The following is a 21,353-nucleotide window of genomic DNA, read 5'->3' as shown; positions in this document are numbered from 1 at the left end:
CCAACTCCGCCCGCAGACGGTTCACTTCATGTGCGTCCACACATCCAACATGCTCCTGATCAGCCTCAACGAACAGACCTAACGAAGCACTACTAAGCTCGTCCTTTGGCCCGCCAAGCCGACGGAAAAGAGGACTGAGTTGCATGGCTGAAGGAACGACACCCTCCGTCATACGGTCGCGCGGCGTCCCGCCCCTGATGGTGGTGGTGCTCTTCTGCTTCTCGGGGTTCGCGCTGCTGCTGCCCGTGTCCCCGCAGTGGGCGCTCGACGGAGGGGCCGACGAGTTCGGTGCCGGGCTCGTCACCGCGGTCCTGATGGCCATGACGGTCGTCTCCCAGCTGTGCGTCAAAGCCACGCTCCGCAAGCTGGGCTGGGCGCGGACGTTCGCGCTCGGCGCCCTGCTGCTCGGCCTGCCCGCGCCGCTGCAGGCGCTCAGCGACAACCTGTGGCCGATCCTCGCCACCACGGCGCTGCGCGGGGCGGGCTTCGGCATCATGACCGTGTGCGGGGCCACAGCCGTGGCGGCCCTGGCTCCGGCCGGCCGGCAGGGTGCGGCCATCGGCCTGTACGGCCTGTCGATCGCGCTGCCCCAGGTGGTGCTGACCCCGGCGGCGCCTGCCCTGGTCGCGGCGTTCGCCCTGCCCGCGATCCTCGCGTGCGGCATCCTCCCGGTGCTCGCCCTGCCGTTCACCCCCGCCCTGGGACGCGCCCTCGACGCCGACACACCCGCGCCCGGCCCCTCCGCTCCCCGGACGGCGACGGCGGCCACGCTGCGGCGCATCCTGATGCCGGTGGTCCTGCTACTGCTCGTGACCGTGGCCGGCGGTGCGATCCTCACCTTCACCCCGCAGTTCGCCGGTTCCCCGGCAGCGGCCGCCGGGGCGCTGGTCACCTTCACGGCGACCGCGGCGGTGACCCGGTGGAGCTGCGGCGTGCTCGCGGACCGGTTCAGCGCCCGGCCGCTCAACTTCGGCCTGCTGCTCGCGGCGTGCGCGGGGCTCTGCCTCGTCGCCTGGGCCGTCCGTTCCGGTCCTGCCGTCCTCCCCGGCCTGCTGGGCGGACTCCTGCTGCTGGGGGCGGCGTACGGAGGACTGCAGAGTGTCACCCTCGTACAGGCGCTGAACCGCGCGGGCACGGAGCACCGGCACACCACCTCCGTCGCCTGGAACATCGGCTTCGACGCGGGCACCGGCCTCGGCTCGCTCCTGCTGGGCCTCGCCGCCCAGGTGGCCACCTTCTCCTTCGGTTTCCTGCTGATGGCGGCGGCGACTGCGGTCGCGGCGGTCGTGACACTGCGCACCGGGGGCGGTCCGGCCACTCCCCCGTCGCCTCCCCACGCGGAAGGCACCACGGAGACGACCCAGGACACGCGGCGGGACAAGAACCGGGGCACTCTGTCGGACTGCTAGCTCGTGCTGCTGGGCGGTGGGGCGCGGGCGCCTCCCACGGCGGCGGCGATGAGATCGGTGTTCCATAGGGGTCTGCAACAGCGACAGGGAAAAACACGCTCCGCATCGAGGAGGCTGGTCACCCATGAAGATCGCGCGTGTGCTGATGGTCGCGCCGGTAAGGGACATCGACACCGCGGTGACCTGGTACGAACGCCTGCTGGGGCGGGCGCCCGACACCCGGCCGATGCCGTCCCTGGCCGACTGGCACCTCACCTCCGACGGTTGGCTCCAGGTCTTCGTGGATCCCGAGCGTGCCGGGTCGACCCTGCTCAACCTGGAGGTGCCCGACCTGGACGAGGCCCTGGCCCGGCTCGCGGAGCGCGGCCTGACCGCGGGCCCCGTACAGACCGGCGGGGTCCGCTCCCGGTTCGCCGCCGTGACCGACCCGGACGGCAACCGGGTCACGCTGCTGGAGAACCCGGTGACCTGACGACGGCCCGGCCGAGCGGTCCCCTTACGCTCCCCGTCCCGTCCGCGTACCGCCGTCTTCGTACGGGGTCCGGGTCCCCCGGAAGCAGGGGCCGTTCGGCCCGGCGCCCGGGAGCGGAACCGCTGCTAGCCTCCAAAAAAGGTGCCGCGTTCTCACGGGGGCAAGGGGGGAGCGGCTATGGCCAAGGGTTCATACGAGGCGTACCGGAAGGCGCTCGGGGACGTCTACCGCGGCTGGTGGCTGGCGTGGCCGTTGACGGAGCGCGTCGAGGTCGGCGAGGTGCGCAAACTGCACCGCCGCGGCTCGGTCCCCGCGGGCAGCCTCGCCGACCGGGGCATCGAGGCGAAGCGGGGCCCGGTGGGGGCTCCGGGTGACATCACGTACAACGCCGGGGGCACGGTCGCCGTACGGTTCAAGGCCGCGGGCGTCGCGGCGCAGGGGTTCTCGTCGGTGGCGGCGGCCGAGGCCGGTGCGCTGGTGGAGTTCCGGGACGAGCACAGCGCCCTGATCGTCTACACCGGTCTCGAACAGTCGGGCCTCGCGGACCTCGCCGGGCTGGCCGACTGCCTGGTGCGGCGGCTGTGGCGGGGTGACTGGGACCCGGATCTGCTCGTCGTGTCCGACGTGGTCGGTGCCCGCGCCGGGACCGTCCTCATCGCCGACAAGGGCGGCGCCAGCGCCGAGCTGCGGCTCGAAGGCACGGTCGGGCCGGGGCCGTTGCAGCTGGTCGACCTCGCCGGCCGAGCCGCCTTCAGCGCGTCGAGCCGGCTGGGCCTGAACTGGACCGGGACGGATCTCACCCCCTGTTATCGGGTCCTGCGGGTGCGCGGGACGTGGCTGAGGCGCGTCCGGGAGGAGTACGGCACGCCGCAACCCGGCCGTGGTCTCGCCGCGGGGCCCGTGCCCACGCTCCTGCTGGACGAGGCCCGCGACGACGCGGGGGCGGTCGTCGAAAACGTAGAGCAATCGGACCACTTGGAACGCCTGGAGTCGGGGGAACGGCTCTAGGCCCGAGCCACCAGGCACACGCACACACGGCACACGGCACACGGCACACGGCACACGGCACACGCAAGACCCTCGGGGGGCCTGCAATGACCGACGCAGTTATTCGCATCACTGACGACCGGGTCCAACTGCACACGAATACAAGTGAGTTCGAGTGGGAGCTGGGCGACGAGCTGGTGGCGGTCGCCCACGATCCGACCGGTGTCAGGGCCTCGGCGTTCACCGCGGCGCTCGAGTCCGGGGCGCCCCCGCAGCAGCGGACGGAGGTCGGGCTTCGCCTGTACCGCGCGGTGTTCGACGCGGCGCCCGCGGGCCGCTGGGCGGAGTTGCAGGCCGGGGCGTCCGAGAAGGACCCGCTGCACGTCAGGGTGGACATCGATTGCCCCGAACTGGCCCGGTTGCCCTGGGAGTTGATGCGCGACAGGCGGCAGGCGTGGTCGCGCAACAACCTCGTGCTGCTGCGCCGCGGGCGCCGCGTGGGGCCCTCCGCCGACAACCCTCCGGAGCAGGGGCCCCTGCGGGTGCTCCTGGTGGTGTGCAATCCGGGCGACCGCCGTCTCCTCGCCGACCAGGAGCTGGCGATGATCGGCGCGGCGCTCACCCAGCTGCCCGGCCGGGTGCACACCGAGGTGATCGACGGCCCGAGCCTGCGTGAGCTGATCGCGGAGGTGACCCATGTCCGCCCGCACGTGCTGCACTTCATCGGGCACGGCATGCGCGCGGTCGAGGGGGACGTGGGAAGGCTCCACTTCAATGTCGCGCAGCCCGCGAGCGGCCCCCAGGACCCGCGCTGGGAGGCACCGGAGGAGAGCTGGACGCTCGGCCCCGAACAGATGGATCACCTCTACGTCTCCTGGAAGCCGCGGCTCGTGGTGCTCAACGCCTGCCGCCTCGCGCACGCCCCGGCGGCCGACTTCGCGGATCTGGTCGAGACGTGTCTCGAGCGGGGCTCCTTGGCGGTGGTGTCCATGCAGGCGGACATCGAGTCGTCGGCCGCCGCCGAGTTCTCCCATTCGCTGTACCAGGACCTGGCCGGCGCCCAGTCGATCGACGCGGCCGTCACCGCGGCCCGCAACCACCTGCACATCGACGACTCGGACGGCCCTTCGTGGGCGCTGCCGGTCCTCCAGTGCGGCGTGGAGGACCCGCGCGACGTGGTGCGGGTTAAGTTCGGCCACCCGGAGCCCGAACTGACCCGGCTGAACAAGAGCTGGCCGTTCACGGAGCTCGCGATGTTCGTGGGGCGGGCCAAGGAACGCCGCACCGGCTGGTGGGAACCGCCGCAGGACACGGCCCCGCCGGACCGGCTGCTCGCCATCACCTCCGCACGGCAGAAGTCCGGCAAGACGTGGCTCGCCAAATGGTGTCTGCTCACCTGCATGCTGCGCGGTGAGGACGTCACGTACGCCGACCTCGCCGACTACGCGGGCCGGGGCGACGGCGACGAACCGGTGACCCTGGACTGGCTGGCCGTGCTGCGGGCGCTGCGCGAGGCGTGCACGGACGACAAGCGTCAGCCCAGTGCCATGCACGTCACGGAGTTCGCCCGGTTCAACCAGGTGCTCAACCTCGCCGCGCAGGGCGGCCAGCGGTGGGCGGAGGGGATGCCGTCGCCCGCGTTCGACCTCGGCCACTCCTTCAGCGTGGATGCCGACCGGCACGCCGAGGCGCGCAGGGCCGAGATCTTCCAGGCCTTCCTCAACACCCTGCGGAGCCGCGCCGTGGCCCGGCGCCGCCCGCATCTGCTGGCCATCGACAGCGTCCAGCGGATCAGCGAGTCCGAGTTCAGCGATGCCCTCCTGCCGTTGCTGCTCGGCCCCGTGCAGGAGGGCGGCGGCGACTTCCCGCTGCGCATCCTGGCCGTGGCGCCCCAGAGCTGGCCGGGCTTCCGGCATCTGCAGAAGTTCATGGAGGGCTCCCCCGTGGTCCTCACCGACCTCCAGCAGCCCGACTACAAGCGTCTCGCCAGGGAGTTCTGGGAGCGCCAGCGGCACGCGAACAGGGTTCTGCGGCGCCAGAGCTTCCAGGACTTCGAGGCGCTCCTGGACGGCATGAACGGTCTGAAGGGCAATCAGCAGTCGTTCCACGTCGGGGTGTACCAGCGGGTCCTGGACACATGGCTCGCGCTGGGCGGCGTCGACGGCATGGAGGAGGCGGGCTGATGTCCGATCCGGACGAGCGACTGGCGGCCGCGTTCAGCCAACTCGTGGGCCGGCTCGGCCAGGGCGAGGCCCTGGACGACATCCGGCGGGCCCTGCTGCCCCCGGAGTGGACCGACACCCTCCGGGCCGCGGCCGTCGCGCGGCTCTTCGACGAGGAGACGTACGCGGTGGTCCGGGACTTCGTGGGCGGCGCACCGGTCGGCCTCACGGCCCTGCTGGAGCGCGGCGCCGTGGAGGAGGTTCCCGGTCACCGGATGTGCTACCAGGTGCCGGACGCGGACCGCCCCGCCTATCTGGCCCCCTGGCTGGAGGAGGGCACCTGGCCTTCGTACCCCAAGCGACTCGTCGAACTGGAACGGCTGCTGAGCGAGCACTGGGCCTCGCGGGGCAGGCCTGCCGAGCAGCTGCGGCACCTGATGCTCGCCGACCCGGAGGACGCCGCCGCGCTCTTCGACGACCTGTTCCTCACCAGCGACACCGCGCGTGACTTCACCCGCTGCCAGGACCTCGTCGACGTACTGAGGGACCCGGACCGGGCCGCGATCGCCCCGCGACCGCTGCTCAGGCTGGCCGAGGACCGTGCCGGACTTCTGCGGGCCCGCACGTACTGGGCCGCCGACTACGCCCGCTGCGCGCAGTTCCTCGAACCGGACGGGCTGTGGGAGCGGGCCAGGCGGCTGCTGTCGGCGCAGGGGCCGCGGGTGTGGCAGATGCACGGCACGGGCGGCACCGGCAAGACGATGCAGCTGCGCTGGCTGGTGTCCCGCAAGGCGGTCACCGCGGAGGCTGACATCAACTGCGCCCGGATCGACTTCGACGTCATCGATCCGCTGAACGCGGCGCACTGGCCCTGGCTGCTGCTCCTGGAGGCGGCCGAGCAGCTCGAACTGCGGTTGCCGCAGCGGGTGTTCACCGGTCTCGACAAGTACGCCGCGTACCGTTCCCTGCTGCGCCGCCCCACCTCGCGCTCGGCCGCGGAGGCGGCCCGCGGCATCCGGTCGCAGGACGAGAGCCGCATCGAGCGCGAGGTCGTCGAGGCGTTCACCTCGCGGTTCAACAAGAGCTTCGGCACGGAGCGGCCCGTGCTCCTCGTGGTGGACACGCTGGAGGAGGTCGTGCTGCGCAGCGCCTCGCACACGGACGGCCTGCTGCGCCTCCTGGGCGAGACCGTGCGCGCCTGCCCTGCGCTGCGCCTGATCCTGTCCGGCCGCCCGGACCTGAGCATCCGGCACGGCCGGGCGCTCGCCTCGCTGGGCGACTACGAGAACGTACAGGTGGTGCAGTTCACCCCCGACGAGGCGGACCGCTATCTGCGCGACGTGCGCGATGTCCGGCACCCTGAACTGCGGGACATCATCGTGCGCCGCAGCGACGGCATGCCCTTCCATCTCGCGCTGTTCGCGGACGTCACCGACCAGAACCCCGATGTCACGGCGGAGGAACTGGGCAGCCTGCGCGACCCGCTGATCCGCTACCTCGTCAAGCGTGTACTGCGGCGCATCGAGGACCCGGTCGTGCTGTGGCTGGTGCGCTACGGGGTGATCCCGCGGCGGCTGCGCCGCGAGCACGTCCACGACATCCTGCGGCCCCACCTCCAGAAGCGGATGACCGCCGGGCCCGCGCAGGCGGCGGACGACCCGCTGACCGACGCGCATCAACTGCACGACGAGGGGACGGTCTTCCCGCCCGTCCCGCCGCCGGACCGCGAACGCCTCGACGACGCCTGGTGCAAGCTGCTCCAGTACGCGGGCGGCTCCTCGTGGATCAGCGAGGTCGCGGGCGACGAGGAGTCCGTGGTCTTCCACAGCGTGGTGCTCGGCCCGATGCGCGACCTGATCTCCGACAAGAACGTCTTCACCGAACTGCACCGGGACTTCGCCCGGATCTTCGAGCGGCGGGCCGCAGACGCCGGCGAGGCCGATCCGGAGAACTGGGCCTGGTATCTGCGCGAATCCCTCTACCACCGCTTCCAGATGCGGGACCCGCGGGCGCCCCGCCGCTGGCGCTCGGCGATGGAGCGCGCCTGGGCCGGCGGACACACCGACCAACTGCGCGGTCTCGCCGAGGAGATCCTCGGCGACGAGTACGTGGAACGCGACGTCCCGCGCCAGGTGCGCGGCGGCACCGTCATCACGTTCTCGCTGATGGCCGAGGCCCATCTCAACATCGCCTACGCCCAGTTCCGCGAGGCCATGGCCGAGGGCACCCCCTCGGAGGCGCACGACCATGTGTGGGCGGACATCGAGCTGCATCTGACGCGGTCCGAGGAGCTGTACGCGCAGGGCGGCGTCAGCCCGCAGGACCGGCCGCACTCGGTGCGCGAGGACGTCGTACGGGCCGCGATGCTGGGCCTCGGCGGGAACGCCGGGGACGCCGTGCACCTGCTCGACGCGCACGTACTGTCCCGCGGGGAACTCCCCTCGCTCGAGCGGCTGTGGGCGCTGAGCATCCGCGCCGCGCAACTGCGCCTGCTGCGCTCCCAGGACACGGCGGCGGCCTACCATCAGGTCCTCGTCTTCGCCCGGGAGATCGACCAGCGGGTCGTCGCGGCGACCGCCGCGTCGGCGGAGGCGGCGCAGCGCCGCTTGATGGGCGACGTCGGCCGCGCCATCGAGCTGTACGCGCAGGCCGCCGAGCTGCTGGAGAAGGCCGGTCAGCCCACGTTCCAGGCCGTCGCCCAGCGGGCCGGGCTGCTGCTGCGCTGCCGGCGCCCGCAGCAGGCCCTGGCCGTGCTCGACGCCGCGCGGGTGACGACGCCTTCGGAGCAGGCGGACAAGGCACGGCTCCAGGCGAAGGCGCAGTTGCTGCTGGGGCGGGAGGAGCCCGTGCTCACCGCGATCCACCGTGCGGACGTCGCCGCGGGACAATTGCAGGGCGCCGAGCGCTACCGGCACCTCGCGCAGAACGCCCAGCTGCGCGGCGTGGCCTTCGGGGAGCTCCAGGAACTGTCCGACGCCGACGACTGGTTCACGAGCGCGGCGGGACTGTGGTCCGAACTCGGCTATCTGACGGGCGAGCCCGAATGCCACTATCTGTTCGCCCGTTTCCTGCTGCGCGACAGCATGGACCTCACCTCCGCGCACCGCCTCCTTGAACCCAAGGAATCCCCGGGCCAGGAACCGGAGTTCGCGCTGCGCCTGCATCTGCTGGCCCGCGAGTGGGCCAAGCGCACGCAGGGGGTGACGTCCGTCGAGGGCCTGCCGATGCCGTACGGGGAACTGCCCGCGCTGGTACGTCCCTTGCAGGTGCTGTGCCGTATCGCGGCGCTGACCGATGACCAGAACCCCGAGGAGCAGCTACGGCAGTTGGAGCAGGCACTCGGCGAGGTGCGGCCCGCGCAGGCACGCCTCGCCACCCTGCGCGACCTGGTCGACAACCCGGCCCTGGAGAACCGGGTGCCGTGGCCGCTGCTGCGCCCCTTCTACGAGATGACGGACGACTGCGGGAACCCCGACCAGGCGCTGGCCAGGCTGCTGATCGCCCAGGTCGGCGGCGCCGATCAGGACCGCCTCGAACGGGCGGTGGCGAGCCTCGTCGAGGGGGCGGGCGAGAACCGGCTCATCGTGTGGCGGTGCGGGCGCATCGCGGCCCGGCTCGGCCGACGCGAGTTGGCCGTCCGGCTGCTGCGCCGGGTGCCGTGGGAGCAGCCCCGTACCGTGCCGAGCGGCGCGCCGCGTGTTCCGCACGCCCGGCTGGCGCTCGCCGCGCTGGTGCTGCTCGCCGGGATCGAGCCGGATCGCACCGCGGCCGTTCAGGCGTTCCACCGGGCGGTCGCGCTGGCCTCGCACACCGGCATCGTGCAGCACAGCCTCCCGCAGACGCTGACCGACTGCGCGCGGCGCATCCAGGTCGACGGCGTGCCGGAGCGGATCGAGGACCTGCTGTTCAGCCTGAGCTGGCCGGTGATGCGCGATGTGGACCGGCAGGACGAGCTGCGTCTCTTCCAGGACTGGCCGGGCGAGCGTCCGCTGGCGCTTCGCCGTCGTCCGGACATCGACCCGGTGGACGACGAGGCCTCGCCCCACCCGGCGAAGCTGGCGGCCTGGCACGCCGACGAGTGGCTGCTGCGCGCCGCCCTGAGCAAGTCCACGCTGCGCAGGCTGCGGTTCGCCCGGCTGGAGTCCGAGGACCCGACGGCGCACGCGCTGCCCTGGGAGATGACGCTGCAGCACGCGCTGGACGCGGCGGGCGACGACGAGCAGCCGGTGATGTACCGCATGCTGCCCTCCGCTGCCCGCCGCATGGATGTGCGCTGGCTGCAGCTCCGGCTCAACCGGCGGTTCGGTCTGCGCCTCGACGTGGACGGCCTCGTGGGGCCGGAGACCCGCAAGGCGCTGAACCGGATACAGCCCGGGGGCGCGACGGCGGGGCGGCCCCTCGTCGGCCCGGAGACCAGGCGCGTCCTGCAACGGGACGAGACCCGCGAGCCGGGCCCGCGCAAGGTCCTGGTGTTCAGCACGAAGCAGGAGGAGCGGATGGTGCCGCTGTCGTACTGGCAGCGCCGACTCCACCCGCAGCAGCACCGGTTCCCGGTCAAGCTGGTCGTGGTGGACTCGGTGACCGACCTCACCGCGCGGGTGACATCACCTCCGGACGGCACCGATGTCCTGCACATCGCCGCCCCGCTGCGCCAGCGCGACGGCATGCCGTACGTCGACTTCTCGCCGCCCGGCCACACCCGCCGCTTGGAGAGCAAGGCCCGCGGCTCCGACCTGTTCCCGAGTCAACTGTCGCGCTGGCTGGCCGGGTTCGCGCCGGGGAGCACGCCGCTGGTCGTGCTCGATCCGCCGTGCCCGGGCTCCGAGGTGGACCTCCACGTCCAGCTGGCGCTGCGCAATCTCTTCGCGGCGCAGCTGTTCCGGCTCGGTGACTGCCCCGCGATCGTGTGCACGGGGCTGTTCCCGGAGAGCGGCCTCGAGCACATGCTCGCCTTCTATCGGGCGCTGTCCGACGAGGCCGCCGTTGCGCACGCGGTACGCGGCATGCGCACCGTGGTCCGTGACGGCGGGAAGGACCGGGGCACGACGTTCGAGACGGACGAGGACGCGCTGCGGGCGACGGCGCTGTACGCGGCGTCCTCCGCGCTGCTGCGCCGCCCGATGGGTCAGTCGTGACACGGTCGGCGGAGCTGGAGTCGCTGCTCGATGGGCTGGACGACGAACTGACCGCCTGGCGGCGGCTGACATGCGGGGCGCAGGCGCCGCTGGAGAAGCACCAGAGTCAACTCCGCGCGGTGGAGGCCATGTTGGCCGAGGGTGTCGCGTCGGCGCGCGCCGAGCTCGCCGCCGGCTCCGGAGCGGCGGGCCTGCACGTGCTGGTCCTGGATCTGCACCACGTCTGGGACTACTTCCGGTCGAAGTTCGCGCTGCGCAGGCTCGACGAGTACCGGGGGTGTCTCGACGCGGCGGACGAACTGGCCTGGGCGTGTTACAAGGGCCCGTTGGAGGCGGCGGAAGGGGCGGGGAACGCCCGGCACAAGGAACCGCCACTCGTGTCGTTCAGCCGGGATCCGGCGCCGCGGGCACACCGGCGCGGCGGGCAGTACCGCGATCTGCTGCCGCGCGGCGGCATGCACACGCGCGCGGGCGTCCAGCTGGTACGCAGCCTGCCGTTCCCCGTGATCGACGTGCCCTGGTACTACGGCTCGCACGTGCCCGCCATGCTGACCGTCGCGCATGAGGCCGGCCATCACATCGAGGACGACTTCGGCCTGACGGAGACGATCGCCGCGCGGCTCGCGGGCACGCCGCTGCCCGAGGCGTGGTGCGGCGAGGTGTTCGCGGACGTGTGCGCGAGCGTTGCATGCGGGGTGGCGTACCCCGCGATGCTCGCCGATGTGTTGGGCGCGTTGGAGCCCGAACCGGCAGGAGAAACCCAGGAGTTGGGGCCGCATCCGCCGCTCGACACCCGTCTCCGGATCTGCTGCGCCGTCGTGGAGCTGACCGGCCAGGAACCCCCGAAAGTGTGGCCCGCGCCGGTGGACGGCAGCGACGCCGCCTCGACGAGGGTGGCACGGGCCCTCCTCGATGACGGCTACCCGCAGCTCGGCTCCCGCCGCCTCCCGGACCTGCTTCCCTCGGCATCGGCCGACCGGCTGCACGCGGGCCGTCTGCTGGCGGGCATTGCGTCCGGCCTCACTCGTGTGCCCGAGGTGTTCGCCGCGGCGGCGCTGGCGTTCCTGACGAACCCGGCGGAGTACCGGGCACGCCGCGTCGGCGCCCGGGCGGTTGCCGAGGCCCTTGCGCTGCGACCCGAGGGACCACGTGCCGAAGCCCCGTCCGGCGCGGCGAACGGCGGGCGGGACACCTCGACAGGAGATCACCTACTGCGCGCCCTACGAGCGGTGGAACCGGACGATCGGACGGAGAGGACGGAGAGGACGGAGAGGACGGGGAAGACGGGGAAGACGGGGAAGACGGGGAAGACGGGGAGGACGGAGAGGACGGAGAGGCGGACGGGCCTCAGGCCGACGCCGCGCGCCGGTCCCTGACGATCGACCGGCTCATGGCCGCCACGCCCACGGCGGGCCCCACCGCGAGCACCAGCAGCGCGACCCGCCACGAGGTGTGCTCGACCAGGACGGGAACGCCCCACAACGTGAGCGCGGTGGTGGAGTAGCCGAGCGCGAGCTGCAACGACAGCGCCCCGCCCACGTAGTCGGGGTCGGCCCGTTCGGTGACCAGTGCCGAGAACTGGGCGGAGTCGGCCACCACCCAGAACCCCCAGAAGACACACACCGCGATGACCAGGCCCGACGGCATCGCGTCGACACCGGCGGCGAGCAGCAGCGCCGCCCCACCGGAACACACGAGGCAGATCCGGGCGGCGGAGGCACGCCCCCACCGGTCGCCGAGCACCCCGCCCACGAGGCACCCGATCGCGCCGACCCCGATGCACACGAAGGCGAAGGTGGAGGCCAGCGCGTCGGTCCGGCTCGACTCAGCCACCAGCGGAACGCCGGCCAGCAGCGACGCCACCGTGCCCCACATCGCGTACAGCTCCCACATGTGCCCCACGTACCCGAGGTCGGCGAGCACGACATCGCGGTTGCGCAGCGAGCGCAGGGCGCCGCCGACGGTGACCCGGCGCCGCGGGAACGGGTAGGGGCCGGGCGAGCGCAGGGCCAGGGCGAGCGCTCCCCCGCACGCGCCCATCAGCGAGGTCACCGCGATGACGAGGTGCCAGTCCACGCCGCCCGCGGCGTTCACGGCGTGGGGCAGTGCCGAGCCGACGGTGAGCGCGCCGATCATGACCCCCAGGGCCTTGCCCCGTCCGGCACGGAACCAGGTCGCGGTCTCCTTGAGCGCGGGCGGATACACCGCCGCGAGGAAGAACCCGGTGGCGAGCCGCAGGGCGACGGCCGGCCACAGCCCGTCGGCGAGCAGCACCCCGAGATTGGCCACGGCGGCGCCCAGCGCGCCACCGCACATCAACAGGCGGTTCGCCACCCGGTCTGCAAGGCCGGACATCGCGGACGACACCGCGCCCACGACGAAGCCGAGTTGCACGGCGACGGTCAACAGCGCACCGGAACCGGGGCTCAGCCCCCACTCCCGCTTCAACTGCGGCAGCACGAACGACGCGGAGAACCACACGCTCATCGACAGCAGCGTGCTCGCCGCGACCACGGCCAGCGCGACGCCGGGCGCCATCCGGGTCGCCTCCCCGGCGCGGTGTCCGTCGCGACTCACGCCTTCACCAGCTCCCCTTGCCGGTCGGGCGGAGCACCTACCTACCCACCACCTCCCGTTGCACACCCGTGACTTGATGCACCGTCATTGATACGGCGCACGCCTCCGGCAAGACTGCGCTCATTGATGTACTTCCGCGCGTACGCGGGACGGTCCGGGGCAAGCGAGGAAGAGACGTCGTATCCGTACGACTCCAGGAGGCACGATGTCCACGCAGGCCGGCCGCCTGTCCGTCACCGAGCTGGCGCGGTGCGAGCACTGCGCTGTGCTGCGCGTGAGCGGGGAGCTCGACCAGAACTGCGAGCAGTTCTTCCTTCGTTCGATCGGAACCCGTGTGCTGTCGGGGCACCGGCATCTGGTGCTGGACGTCACGGCGCTGACGTTCTGCGACTCGCGCGGCCTCAACTGCCTGCTCGCCGCCCGCTGGCTGCTGCAGCGCCGAGAAGGCCTGCTCCTGCTGGCCGGCCCCGGCCGACGGCTGTCCGATCTGCTCACCCAGACCGCGAGCAACGACCTGCTCCCCTCCCACTCCACCGTGAGCGGAGCCCTGGAGGTCCTGCCCTGGCACCACCGCCCCGCCTGGCCACCGCCCGCACACGACACCGAAGACGCCGCCGCGCCCCCGGCGGCATGCGCGGCGGACGGGGACGGGGGCCGCTGAACGGCCCCCGGAGGTCAGGCCGCGGCGGGCACGTCGCAGGGGCAGGGCAGGTACGCCAGGCCGAGTTCGCCGTCGACGGCACGGCTGGTGCGGGTGGCGGCGTCGGCGACCTTCTCCCAGGAGCCGTACTTGGCGTGGAGCTGGTCGGCCGTGGGGCCAAGTGGATTGCCGTACTTCACCATGTTGCGCGCTTCGAGGACCCGGACCTCCTCCGGTGTCATCCCCGCCCGGGTGATCTCCTTGGCGTCGTTGCGCATGTCGACCAGGCGGCGGGCGATCTCCTCGGGGGTGTGCCCCTCGGCGCGCATCGCGCACCGCACGCGGTCCATGTCGCCGATGAGGTCGAGGTACCGCATGCGGATGTCGCGCTGCTCCACCCGCTCCTCGGGCGTGGAGCTGCGGATCTCGCACACCACGGGTTCCGGGCTCGTGCACGCGCCGACGGCGGGCGGCTCCTGGGACAGCGGGGCGACGACGGCGGCGCCGCCGCAGGAGCCGTCGGCGCAGGGCGCTGCCGACGCCGCGGGCGCGGCGACGAGAGTGGCGGACAGGGCGGTCGTCAGCGCGGTGGCGGCGACCAGGGCGGCACGCCGCAGGAACCGGGCGGAGGAGGGGCGCGAAGTCATCCCGCCAGTCTTCGGTCCGGCCGTCGCCCCGGGCGGGCGGCGCGCCAGCGGGTCACACCGGTGGGCGACGAGGAACGCCCGCTGACCGCCGAAAGCGTCCCGGCCGACGCCATGTCCCACTCCCTCGACCCCGACTCCGCGCGGCGGCTGTGGGAGCTGAGCGAGCGGATGCTGAAGGGGTGAACCTGCCGGGCACGGTTCGGGTGTGCTGCCCGGAATAGGCGTCGAGTCCGCCGGGGTTGTCCCTCACATGTGGAGCAGCGAGCAACTCGACCTGGACGCCTATCTCGCCCGCCTGGAGTACACGGGAGACCGTGCGCCCACCCTGGCGACGTTGCGGGCGCTGCAGCGCGCGCATGTGCTGGCCCTGCGGTGGGACACCTACGATTCGTTCCTGTACCGCGAGGTGCGGATCGATGTGCCGTCGGTCCAGGACAAGTTGGTGCGCAGGGGCCGGGGCGGGTACTGCTACGAGCACACCGTGCTGTTCGCCGCCGCGCTGGAGGCGCTCGGCTTCCGGTTCACCGCCGTCTCCGCGCGGGTGCAGATCGGCGCGGACTCCACCACGCCCCGTCCGCCGACCCACGCGATGCTGATCGTGGACCTCGACGACAGGCGCTGGCTGGTCGACATCGGTTTCGGCGCGAGTCCCCTGGAGCCCATCGAGCTGGTCGACGGCGCTCGCAGCGAGGGCGGGCCGTGGCCGTACCTGCTGCGGTGGCAGGTCATCACCCACGGCGCGGAGGGCTGGGCGGTGCACCAGCGGGGCGAGGGGCCTGAGGGCTGGACGGTGCGGCAGGTCTTCATCGAGAACCCGCAGTACCCCATCGACTACACGCTCGGGAACCACTTCGTGTCCACGCACGAGCGCTCGCCCTTCGTCACCCGTCCGTTCACCCAGCGGCTGCGCACGGACCGGTACGACACACTCGACGCACTGGCGTGGAAGACGGAGCGACCGGGGCAGGAGCCGGTGACCCAGACCGTGCTCCCGCACGAGGTGCCCAAACTGCTGGACGACGTATTCGACATCCGCATGGATCCCGAGGAGTCCGCTCTCCTGGTGGCACGGCTGACGGAACTCGACGCCGCCCGGAGCCCGGCCCCGTAGTCCCACGGCCTTGACCCGGGCGGGGGCCCGCCCGGGTCGAGGCCGGATGTCCGTCAGCGGGACATCGGAACCTCCGCGCGGCCGTCCTGCGCGTCGGCGTCCTTGGCGCCCCGCACCCACACCGCGCGCTGCGGGAAGGGCAGTTCGATGCCGGCGGCGTCGAGGGCCTCCTTGGCCCGGCGGCGCAGCTCACGAGTGACCGCCCACTGCTTCAGCGGCGCGGTCTTCACGACGAGCCGGACCACGATGCCGTCGGCCTCGATGGACTGCACACCCCACACCGACGGGTCCTCGAGCAGGACACCCTCGTATTCGTGGTCCGAGCGCAGGGACATGCCGGTCTCCTCCAGCACGGCGAAGACCTTCTCCAGGTTGGAGTCGTAGGCCACCGACACGTCGAGCACCGCGCGCGCCCACTCCTGGCTGTCGTTGCGGACCCGCATGATCTCGCCGTTGCGGATGTGCCACAGGCCGCCGTTGAGGTCGCGGACCTGGGTGAGGCGGAGGCCGACGTGCTCGACCTCGCCGATGGCCTCGCCGAGGTCGACCGAGTCACCGACGCCGTACTGGTCCTCGATCATGATGAGCATTCCGGCCAGGTAGTCGGCGACGAGGCTCTGCGCGCCGAAGCCGATCGCCAGACCCACGACACCGGCGCTGGCGAGCAGCGGGCCGAGCGCGATGCCGATCTGGTCGAGGATCATGGCCAGGCCCATGACCGAGATGACGATGGTCACGATGCTGCTGAGCACCGAGCCGATGGTGCGGGCCCGCTGCTCGCGCCGCTCCTGCGCGCGGGAGGCATCACGCTGCAGCACGGCGGGACCGCGCGTGGTGCGCCGCGGCTCGCTGTCGTGCTCGTTGGTTTGCAGGACCCTGGTCACGGTCCGGGTGATGGCCCGCTGGGCGAGCGCCCGCACCAGTACGGCGCCGAGCACGATCAGCAGGATGCGCAGCGGAACACCGACGAACGTGCCGAGGTTGTCCCGCAGCCACTCGGGGGCGCTGGTCACCGGGTTTTCGCTGCTGAGCGCGTGGGACGTGAACGCGTCAAGGGATGACACGGGGAAAGCTCCGTTTCGTGGCAGGGCATGGGTGTACGCGAGGAAGTACTCGGCGCCCGAAACCTATTGAGCGGTCTCCGCCGAGGTCAAAGCGCCCGCCACGAATGTGGAGACACCACGTGGAATGCGGTGGGCCGGTGCCCTCTCGTGAACACCTCGCCCACGCGGGGCGGGCGCTCGGGCGGCGCGGCTATCGCAGCGCGGTGGCGTTCGCCGGGGAGCCCACGCCGCCCACGAGGTTGAGCGGCTTGACCGTCAACAGGCAGTCCCAGACGCCGTGTTGACGGCTGTCGTGGGCGAGGGCGGTGAGGTTCCACAACTCCCCCAGCGGCAGGCCGAGTTTGGCGATGAGCTCCTGGTGCATCATGCCCGCGTCCTCGGGCGCGCTGTCCAGGAAGTCACTGTCGGCCGCGACCGGGAGGACCTCGACCGCGAAGGTGTCGGTGGCCATGAGTGCGATGCGGTGGTCCCAGCACCACGCGGCGAACTCGCGGCTCTGCGCGAAGCCGGTGGCGCGGCGCTGGGCACGAGTGGCCGCTCGCTGCTCCGGGCTCGCGGACAGGAACCACTCGGCCCAACCGGTGTGGACGAGGACCAGGTCGCCGGGTTCGACGGCACACCCCTGCGCCGCCAGTGCCTCGTCGAGCAGGGCCGTTGAGAGCGCCGGGCCCGCGCTGTGGTCCAGGGGTGTGCCGCGGTCGTGCAGCAGCCCCGCCACGTCGATCACGAGGCCGCGCCCGGCCAGCGGCTCCTCGGCCCACAACTGCACACCCAGGGAAGCCGTTCCGACCGCGATGTCGGTGTCGGGGACCCCGTTGTAGAAGCCGTGGCCCGAGGCGCGGCGGTGCCGCAGGCCGTCGATCTGGGTGCTGGCCTGGAGGTGGAAGTTGTCGAGCGAGTCGTCGCGCGCCTGCTCGTGCTTGGCGGTGATGTGGTGGTGCGGCACACCACGGGACTTGGCCATGGGCGGGTCGAAGGCGTTCAGGGCGTGATCGAGGTTGAAGGCGGCGCCCCGGCGGACGCAGTCGGTGGCGCGGCGTATCTGGTGCGGGCCCGAGAAGTTGGCCATGCCGCGTTCCGGGGTCGTCGGGAAGAGGTGCCAGCTGGAGCCGGCCGGTGCGTCGGTGCGCTCCGTGAGTTCCTGGTACGTGGGCAGTGGCACGGGCTGTGGGCTTTCTGTCAGGGGCAGCGGGCCGCGATGGCGTCGGCTGCCCGGCGTACCTCGCTGATGAGGTGCGGGTGGTCGTCCTCGGTGAGTTCGGTGCTGGAGCCGGTGACGCTCAGGGCGCCGAGCACTTCCTCGGGGGTGCTGATCGGGGCGCTGACGGCCGCGACCCCGAGGACGCGTTCGCTCAGCGAGAGGGCGTGGCCGTCCTCCCGGACCCGGCGCAGGTCGGCCGCGAGTTCCTCCGCGGTGACCTGTTCGCCGGAGATCCGGGTGAACGGGGCGGTTTCCTTGATGAAGGTGTCGAGTTCCGGTTCCGGGAGCCAGGCGGCCAGTGCCTTGCCCGCTCCGAGGTGGAGCGGCATCTTCTCCCCGATGGGGAGCTGGTAGCGCAGCGGGTTGCGGCCCTCGACGCGTGCGATCAGCACGCGGGACGAGCCGACGCGTACGAACAGGCTGGCCGCCAGGTGGGTGGTGGCGGCGAGTTCCTGCAGGACGGGGAGGGCGACCTGGCTGAGCCGGTTGGTGACCAGGAAGGCGTGGGCGGTGGCGAGGGAGGCCGGGCCCGCGGTGTAGCCGGTGTCCTCCCTGGCCGCGTAGCCGCGGTCGACGAGCACGTTGAGGATCCGCTGGGCGGTGGCGACGTGCAGGCCCGCGCGGCGGGCGACCTCGCTCAGGCGCAGGGGCTGGCGGCTGTCCTCCAGTACGCCCAGGACGTCGAAGGCCCGGTCGAGGGAGCGCATGGTGGAGGAGGACTCGGCGGGCATGATGGCGGCTCCTGGCTGGTCGGTCGGCACGCACGGACCCGATAAGACTTATCAGTCCGCGAGCACGTGCCGTGCTTCAGGAGCCACTTGCCGGTCAGTGCGTGGTGGCGGACGCGGCGGGCCGGGACGCCTCCGAACCGTTCGCGTCGTCCTGCCGCTCGGCGTCCTGCGTCCGGTACGAGAGGGCGAAGGAGAGCATGCCGCTGATGCTCGCCGCGATACAGGTGGCCGGTCCGGCGTCGGCGGCGACGCCTTCCACCCAGGCGGCGTCGCCCAGGACCAGGCCGAGTGCCTGGCCGACGACGGTCACGGCGCCACCGGCAAGGAAGACGACGATGCTCAGCCGGAAGAGCGTTTGCAGGAGTCGTTGGGTCATGAGCGGGCCTCCGGTTCGGGCGGGTCGGGTGCGGTCAGACGGGGAGGACGCCGGTGGCCACCGCGGCGCCGACGAGCAGGATGGGGACGCAGTAGTAAGTCGCCAGTGGCAGGAAGGTGCGGGCCGGGTCGATGCCGGCGATGCCGCTGGCGACGTAGATGGGAGCCCCGGACGGGGGTGAGGCTCCCTCGGTGGACGCGAAGATGAGCACCGCGACACAGGCGGTGGCCGGGGGCACTCCGGCGCCGACCAGCGAGGTGACGGCGACGGGTCCGATGGCGGCCATGGTCGCGGAGGCGGTCAGCGGGATGGCCACGCCGACGACGAGGACCCCGACGATCAGTGCCATGACCCACTTCGGTGCCTCCACCCCGGCGAGCAGCGCGGTCAGCTGCGCGGGCAGTCCGAGTTCGCCGAGGACGTTGGAGGCGGAGAACGCCGCGACGATCGTGACGCCGATGACACCGAAGTGCGGGGCGGCGCCGCCGAGCACGTTCCACCACTCGCGGCCCGAGCGCGGCAGGTGGCGCCGCCCGAGGACGAGAACGGTGGCGATCAGGAGGACGGGTATCCAGGTGATGAGGCTGATCGCGTCCGACAGTTCGAGGCCTACGTAGCCGTCGAGCGCGGCACCGACGGGCCCCTTGGTCAGCACCAGCGGGATCGCCATCGCCAGGAACAGGAAGAGGCTGGTCCAGCCGGCGCCGAGGCTGGTCCGCAGGGGCAGCAGGTCGCCGCGGTCGATGGGCTGCACCTTGTGGCGGCGCACCATGACGAACGCCGCGACCAGCCGGTAGCCGAGACACCACAGGCCGCCGATGGCGAGCGGCAGCACGATGTCGTCGGTGGTGGCCACCGAGGCGACGCCCGCCGAGCCCATGAGGATGAACATGGTCGAGCTGAACGGGAAGGTGACACCCATGCCGGCGCCGCCCGCGGCGACGGTGGCCGCGAGTTCACCGCTGACGTTCGACCTCTTCATCCACGGGATGGTGACCGAGCCGACCGCCGCGGTCACCGCGGCTCCGACGTGCGCGATGGCCCCGAAGAGACCGGCCGCAACGGTCGAGGTGTAGATCGGGCCGCCGCGGAGCCTGCCGAGCACCGAGTTGAGGATGCCCAGGAGGTGGTCGAGGACCGGGGTGCGGGCCAGCAGATAGCTCATGAAGACGAAGGCGAGGGCCGCGAAGGTGACCTCCTCCTGCATCGCCTCGACCAGGCCGTGCCACATCACATGGGCGATGTCGCCGCCGGCGAACAGGCCGGTGACGAGGAAGCCGACGATGAGAGCCTCGCCGATGTTCCGCTTGAGGACGGCGTTCCACACGATGATGGCCGCGATGTAGCAGCCCAGTGCCCATACGGCGATCACGATGTTCCTCCTGGGGTGGCCGCGGCGGCGCGGATGTCGGTGCGCCGGCGCGCCTCTTCGGCCTCCACCTCGCGGGCGGCGGCCAGTACCGTCGCCGCACGCTCGGCGGGGACGACGGCCACGCCGTCGCTGTCGGCCGCGACGAGGTCCCCGGGTGTGCAGACGACTCCGCCGACGGCGACCGGGACCCCGACATGGCCGGGACCGAACTTGTAGGGGCCCGCCGGAGTGACCGCGCGCGCCCAGACGGGGAAGCCCATCTCGGCGAGCACCTCGACGTCGCGCGCGGCGCCGTCGAGCACCATGCCGACCACGCCACGGGCTCGGGCGCGCTCGGCGATCAGCTCTCCGACCAGGGCACGGGACACGTCCCCCTGCCCATTGACGACCATGATGTCACCCGGCTGGGCGATCTTGATGGCCTGGTGCAGCGCCTGGTTGTCACCGGCCCGGGTCCATACGGTGAGGGCGCGGCCGACGGTCCGGGCGCCGGTCCACAGGGCGCTGATGCCGGAGTCGAGGAGACCGAGGCGGTCGGTGGCGTCGCCGATGTTCGCCGTCGCGAGGCCCTCGTATCCGGCGAGCAGTTCGGCGGTGACACGTGAGGTGTCGCGCAGTCCTTCGGGGCGTGCGGCCAAGGTGTGCACGTGGCCGATGGCGTCGGCGAGGCGCGCGTCGAGGCCGAGTTCACCGACGAGGTCGGCCGCGGCGGCCACCTCGCGGGCCCGCCGCTCGCCGTGCTTGATGGTCCCCTCGTAGAGCCGCTCCAGCGTGGCGTCGCCGTCCGCGAGCTCCGACGCGACCTGCTGCCTGACCCATGCCTCGTCACCGGCGGCGCGCCCCGCGTCCACGGCCTCGACGATGACGGCGCCGAGCCCCTTCATGAACAGGCTGCGCAGCAGCTTGCGGGCGGATGCGGCACCGGGGTCGTCCCCGAGGACCTCGACGGGTGCGCCCAGCGCGCCGAAGTGCTCGGCGATCGCCGAGGCGCCCGCCCCGCTGGCCATGAGCGCGGTGCGGTGGCGGTACTTCGGTACGGAGCCGATCACCGACACATCGGCGAACACCGCGGACGAGGCGGCTCCGACGGCCGCGGCGATCCTCCTCTTCAACTCCGGGGCGGCGGCGTTCATGTCCGCGTAGACCGCGGTCGCGGGCAGATGCGCGGCGGCCTCCTCGGCCACGGCGAGCGCGGCCTTGGCGCCGGTCAGTCCCAGCACGAGAGAGCAGTCCCGCACGGCTTCCTCAAGTGTCGCCGCTCGCTCGACGCCGTCCGGCGTGGGCACGTCGACCGGGTCGAAGCCGACGACCTGCCAGCCCTGTTCCACGAACCCGGCCGCATAGAGCGCGCCCGCTTCACCCAGACCGATGATCCCTGCCTTCACCTGAACTCCTTCTCATAGAATGATAAGTGCTATCACTGTGCGCAGGAGGATGTTGCTTGGGCATGACGAGCACGTCAAGAGCTG

The 21,353-nt window shown here is 72.1% G+C and carries 17 protein-coding genes; 9 read left to right on the top strand and 8 right to left on the bottom strand.

The window, feature by feature from the left end; all coding sequences use genetic code 11:
• Positions 1-143 precede the first annotated feature (143 nt).
• The 6 genes from ACFV9W_RS26820 to ACFV9W_RS26795 all read left to right on the top strand — a co-directional run bounded on the left by ACFV9W_RS26820 (position 144) and on the right by ACFV9W_RS26795 (position 11,541).
• Complete coding sequence (locus tag ACFV9W_RS26820) at positions 144-1,409, top strand: MFS transporter (RefSeq protein ID WP_385765303.1); 1,266 nt, start codon at positions 144-146, stop codon at positions 1,407-1,409.
• A 124-nt stretch (positions 1,410-1,533) separates the two neighbouring features.
• Positions 1,534-1,881, top strand: coding sequence for a VOC family protein (locus ACFV9W_RS26815; RefSeq protein ID WP_385765301.1), 348 nt, complete (start codon positions 1,534-1,536; stop codon positions 1,879-1,881).
• A 177-nt stretch (positions 1,882-2,058) separates the two neighbouring features.
• A complete protein-coding gene (locus ACFV9W_RS26810) occupies positions 2,059-2,889 on the top strand; it encodes a hypothetical protein (RefSeq protein ID WP_385765299.1) in 831 nt (276 codons plus the stop codon).
• 86 nt (positions 2,890-2,975) lie between these two features.
• Complete coding sequence (locus ACFV9W_RS26805; RefSeq protein ID WP_385765297.1) at positions 2,976-5,051, top strand: CHAT domain-containing protein; 2,076 nt, start codon at positions 2,976-2,978, stop codon at positions 5,049-5,051.
• Positions 5,051-10,165, top strand: a complete 5,115-nt coding sequence (locus ACFV9W_RS26800) for a hypothetical protein (RefSeq protein ID WP_385765295.1) — start codon at positions 5,051-5,053, stop codon at positions 10,163-10,165. The genes ACFV9W_RS26805 and ACFV9W_RS26800 overlap by 1 nt, the downstream gene beginning before the upstream one ends.
• Entirely contained in the window at positions 10,162-11,541 is a 1,380-nt protein-coding gene (locus ACFV9W_RS26795; RefSeq protein WP_385765292.1) for a hypothetical protein, read from the top strand. The genes ACFV9W_RS26800 and ACFV9W_RS26795 overlap by 4 nt, the downstream gene beginning before the upstream one ends.
• On the opposite strand, the gene ACFV9W_RS26790 is transcribed toward ACFV9W_RS26795, so the two are convergent.
• Complete coding sequence (locus tag ACFV9W_RS26790) at positions 11,513-12,742, bottom strand: nitrate/nitrite transporter (RefSeq protein WP_385765290.1); 1,230 nt, start codon at positions 12,740-12,742, stop codon at positions 11,513-11,515. The two genes, ACFV9W_RS26795 and ACFV9W_RS26790, sit on opposite strands and share 29 nt — an antisense overlap.
• 205 nt (positions 12,743-12,947) lie before the next feature.
• Here ACFV9W_RS26790 and ACFV9W_RS26785 point away from each other — a divergent pair, with 205 nt between their 5' ends.
• A complete protein-coding gene (locus tag ACFV9W_RS26785; RefSeq protein ID WP_385765288.1) occupies positions 12,948-13,403 on the top strand; it encodes an STAS domain-containing protein in 456 nt (151 codons plus the stop codon).
• Between the two features lie 14 nt (positions 13,404-13,417).
• Here the strand turns inward: ACFV9W_RS26785 and ACFV9W_RS26780 are convergent, their stop codons facing one another.
• On the bottom strand, positions 13,418-14,029 hold the full coding sequence (locus ACFV9W_RS26780; RefSeq protein WP_385765286.1) for a hypothetical protein: 612 nt from the start codon (positions 14,027-14,029) through the stop codon (positions 13,418-13,420).
• Positions 14,030-14,089: 60 nt separating this feature from the next.
• Here ACFV9W_RS26780 and ACFV9W_RS26775 point away from each other — a divergent pair, with 60 nt between their 5' ends.
• Both ACFV9W_RS26775 and ACFV9W_RS26770 read left to right on the top strand, forming a co-directional pair.
• Positions 14,090-14,212, top strand: coding sequence for a hypothetical protein (locus tag ACFV9W_RS26775; protein ID WP_385765284.1), 123 nt, complete (start codon positions 14,090-14,092; stop codon positions 14,210-14,212).
• A 67-nt stretch (positions 14,213-14,279) separates the two neighbouring features.
• A complete protein-coding gene (locus ACFV9W_RS26770; protein ID WP_385765282.1) occupies positions 14,280-15,140 on the top strand; it encodes an arylamine N-acetyltransferase in 861 nt (286 codons plus the stop codon).
• A 53-nt stretch (positions 15,141-15,193) separates the two neighbouring features.
• Here the strand turns inward: ACFV9W_RS26770 and ACFV9W_RS26765 are convergent, their stop codons facing one another.
• The 6 genes from ACFV9W_RS26765 to ACFV9W_RS26740 form a co-directional block, all read right to left on the bottom strand.
• Positions 15,194-16,204 (bottom strand): mechanosensitive ion channel family protein, encoded by a 1,011-nt coding sequence (locus ACFV9W_RS26765; protein WP_385765280.1) that lies wholly within the window; start codon positions 16,202-16,204, stop codon positions 15,194-15,196.
• A 190-nt stretch (positions 16,205-16,394) separates the two neighbouring features.
• Positions 16,395-17,366 carry a cyclase family protein gene (locus tag ACFV9W_RS26760; RefSeq protein WP_385765278.1) on the bottom strand — a complete coding sequence of 324 codons (972 nt, stop codon included), beginning with the start codon at positions 17,364-17,366 and terminating at the stop codon, positions 16,395-16,397.
• A gap of 17 nt (positions 17,367-17,383) precedes the next feature.
• Positions 17,384-18,136, bottom strand: a complete 753-nt coding sequence (locus ACFV9W_RS26755) for an IclR family transcriptional regulator (protein ID WP_385765276.1) — start codon at positions 18,134-18,136, stop codon at positions 17,384-17,386.
• Positions 18,137-18,230: 94 nt separating this feature from the next.
• Positions 18,231-18,512 carry a hypothetical protein gene (locus ACFV9W_RS26750; protein ID WP_385765274.1) on the bottom strand — a complete coding sequence of 94 codons (282 nt, stop codon included), beginning with the start codon at positions 18,510-18,512 and terminating at the stop codon, positions 18,231-18,233.
• Between the two features lie 34 nt (positions 18,513-18,546).
• On the bottom strand, positions 18,547-19,884 hold the full coding sequence (locus ACFV9W_RS26745; RefSeq protein ID WP_385765272.1) for a TRAP transporter large permease subunit: 1,338 nt from the start codon (positions 19,882-19,884) through the stop codon (positions 18,547-18,549).
• Positions 19,881-21,269 carry a DUF1932 domain-containing protein gene (locus tag ACFV9W_RS26740; protein ID WP_385765270.1) on the bottom strand — a complete coding sequence of 463 codons (1,389 nt, stop codon included), beginning with the start codon at positions 21,267-21,269 and terminating at the stop codon, positions 19,881-19,883. The genes ACFV9W_RS26745 and ACFV9W_RS26740 overlap by 4 nt, the downstream gene beginning before the upstream one ends.
• Between the last annotated feature and the right edge of the window lie 84 nt (positions 21,270-21,353).

The sequence above is a fragment of the Streptomyces sp. NPDC059897 genome (assembly GCF_042730865.1).
GTDB lineage: Bacteria > Actinomycetota > Actinomycetes > Streptomycetales > Streptomycetaceae > Streptomyces.
This window is presented reverse-complemented; position numbering and strand designations above follow the sequence as displayed.

Coding starts and splice junctions, on each gene's coding strand:
- ACFV9W_RS26815 (WP_385765301.1), top strand. CDS start 1,534: ATGAAGATCGCGCGTGTGCTGATGGTCGCGCCGGTAAGGGACATCGAC.
- ACFV9W_RS26750 (WP_385765274.1), bottom strand. CDS start 18,512: ATGACCCAACGACTCCTGCAAACGCTCTTCCGGCTGAGCATCGTCGTC.
- ACFV9W_RS26810 (WP_385765299.1), top strand. CDS start 2,059: ATGGCCAAGGGTTCATACGAGGCGTACCGGAAGGCGCTCGGGGACGTC.
- ACFV9W_RS26800 (WP_385765295.1), top strand. CDS start 5,051: ATGTCCGATCCGGACGAGCGACTGGCGGCCGCGTTCAGCCAACTCGTG.
- ACFV9W_RS26805 (WP_385765297.1), top strand. CDS start 2,976: ATGACCGACGCAGTTATTCGCATCACTGACGACCGGGTCCAACTGCAC.
- ACFV9W_RS26770 (WP_385765282.1), top strand. CDS start 14,280: ATGTGGAGCAGCGAGCAACTCGACCTGGACGCCTATCTCGCCCGCCTG.
- ACFV9W_RS26780 (WP_385765286.1), bottom strand. CDS start 14,029: ATGACTTCGCGCCCCTCCTCCGCCCGGTTCCTGCGGCGTGCCGCCCTG.
- ACFV9W_RS26785 (WP_385765288.1), top strand. CDS start 12,948: ATGTCCACGCAGGCCGGCCGCCTGTCCGTCACCGAGCTGGCGCGGTGC.
- ACFV9W_RS26755 (WP_385765276.1), bottom strand. CDS start 18,136: ATGCCCGCCGAGTCCTCCTCCACCATGCGCTCCCTCGACCGGGCCTTC.
- ACFV9W_RS26820 (WP_385765303.1), top strand. CDS start 144: ATGGCTGAAGGAACGACACCCTCCGTCATACGGTCGCGCGGCGTCCCG.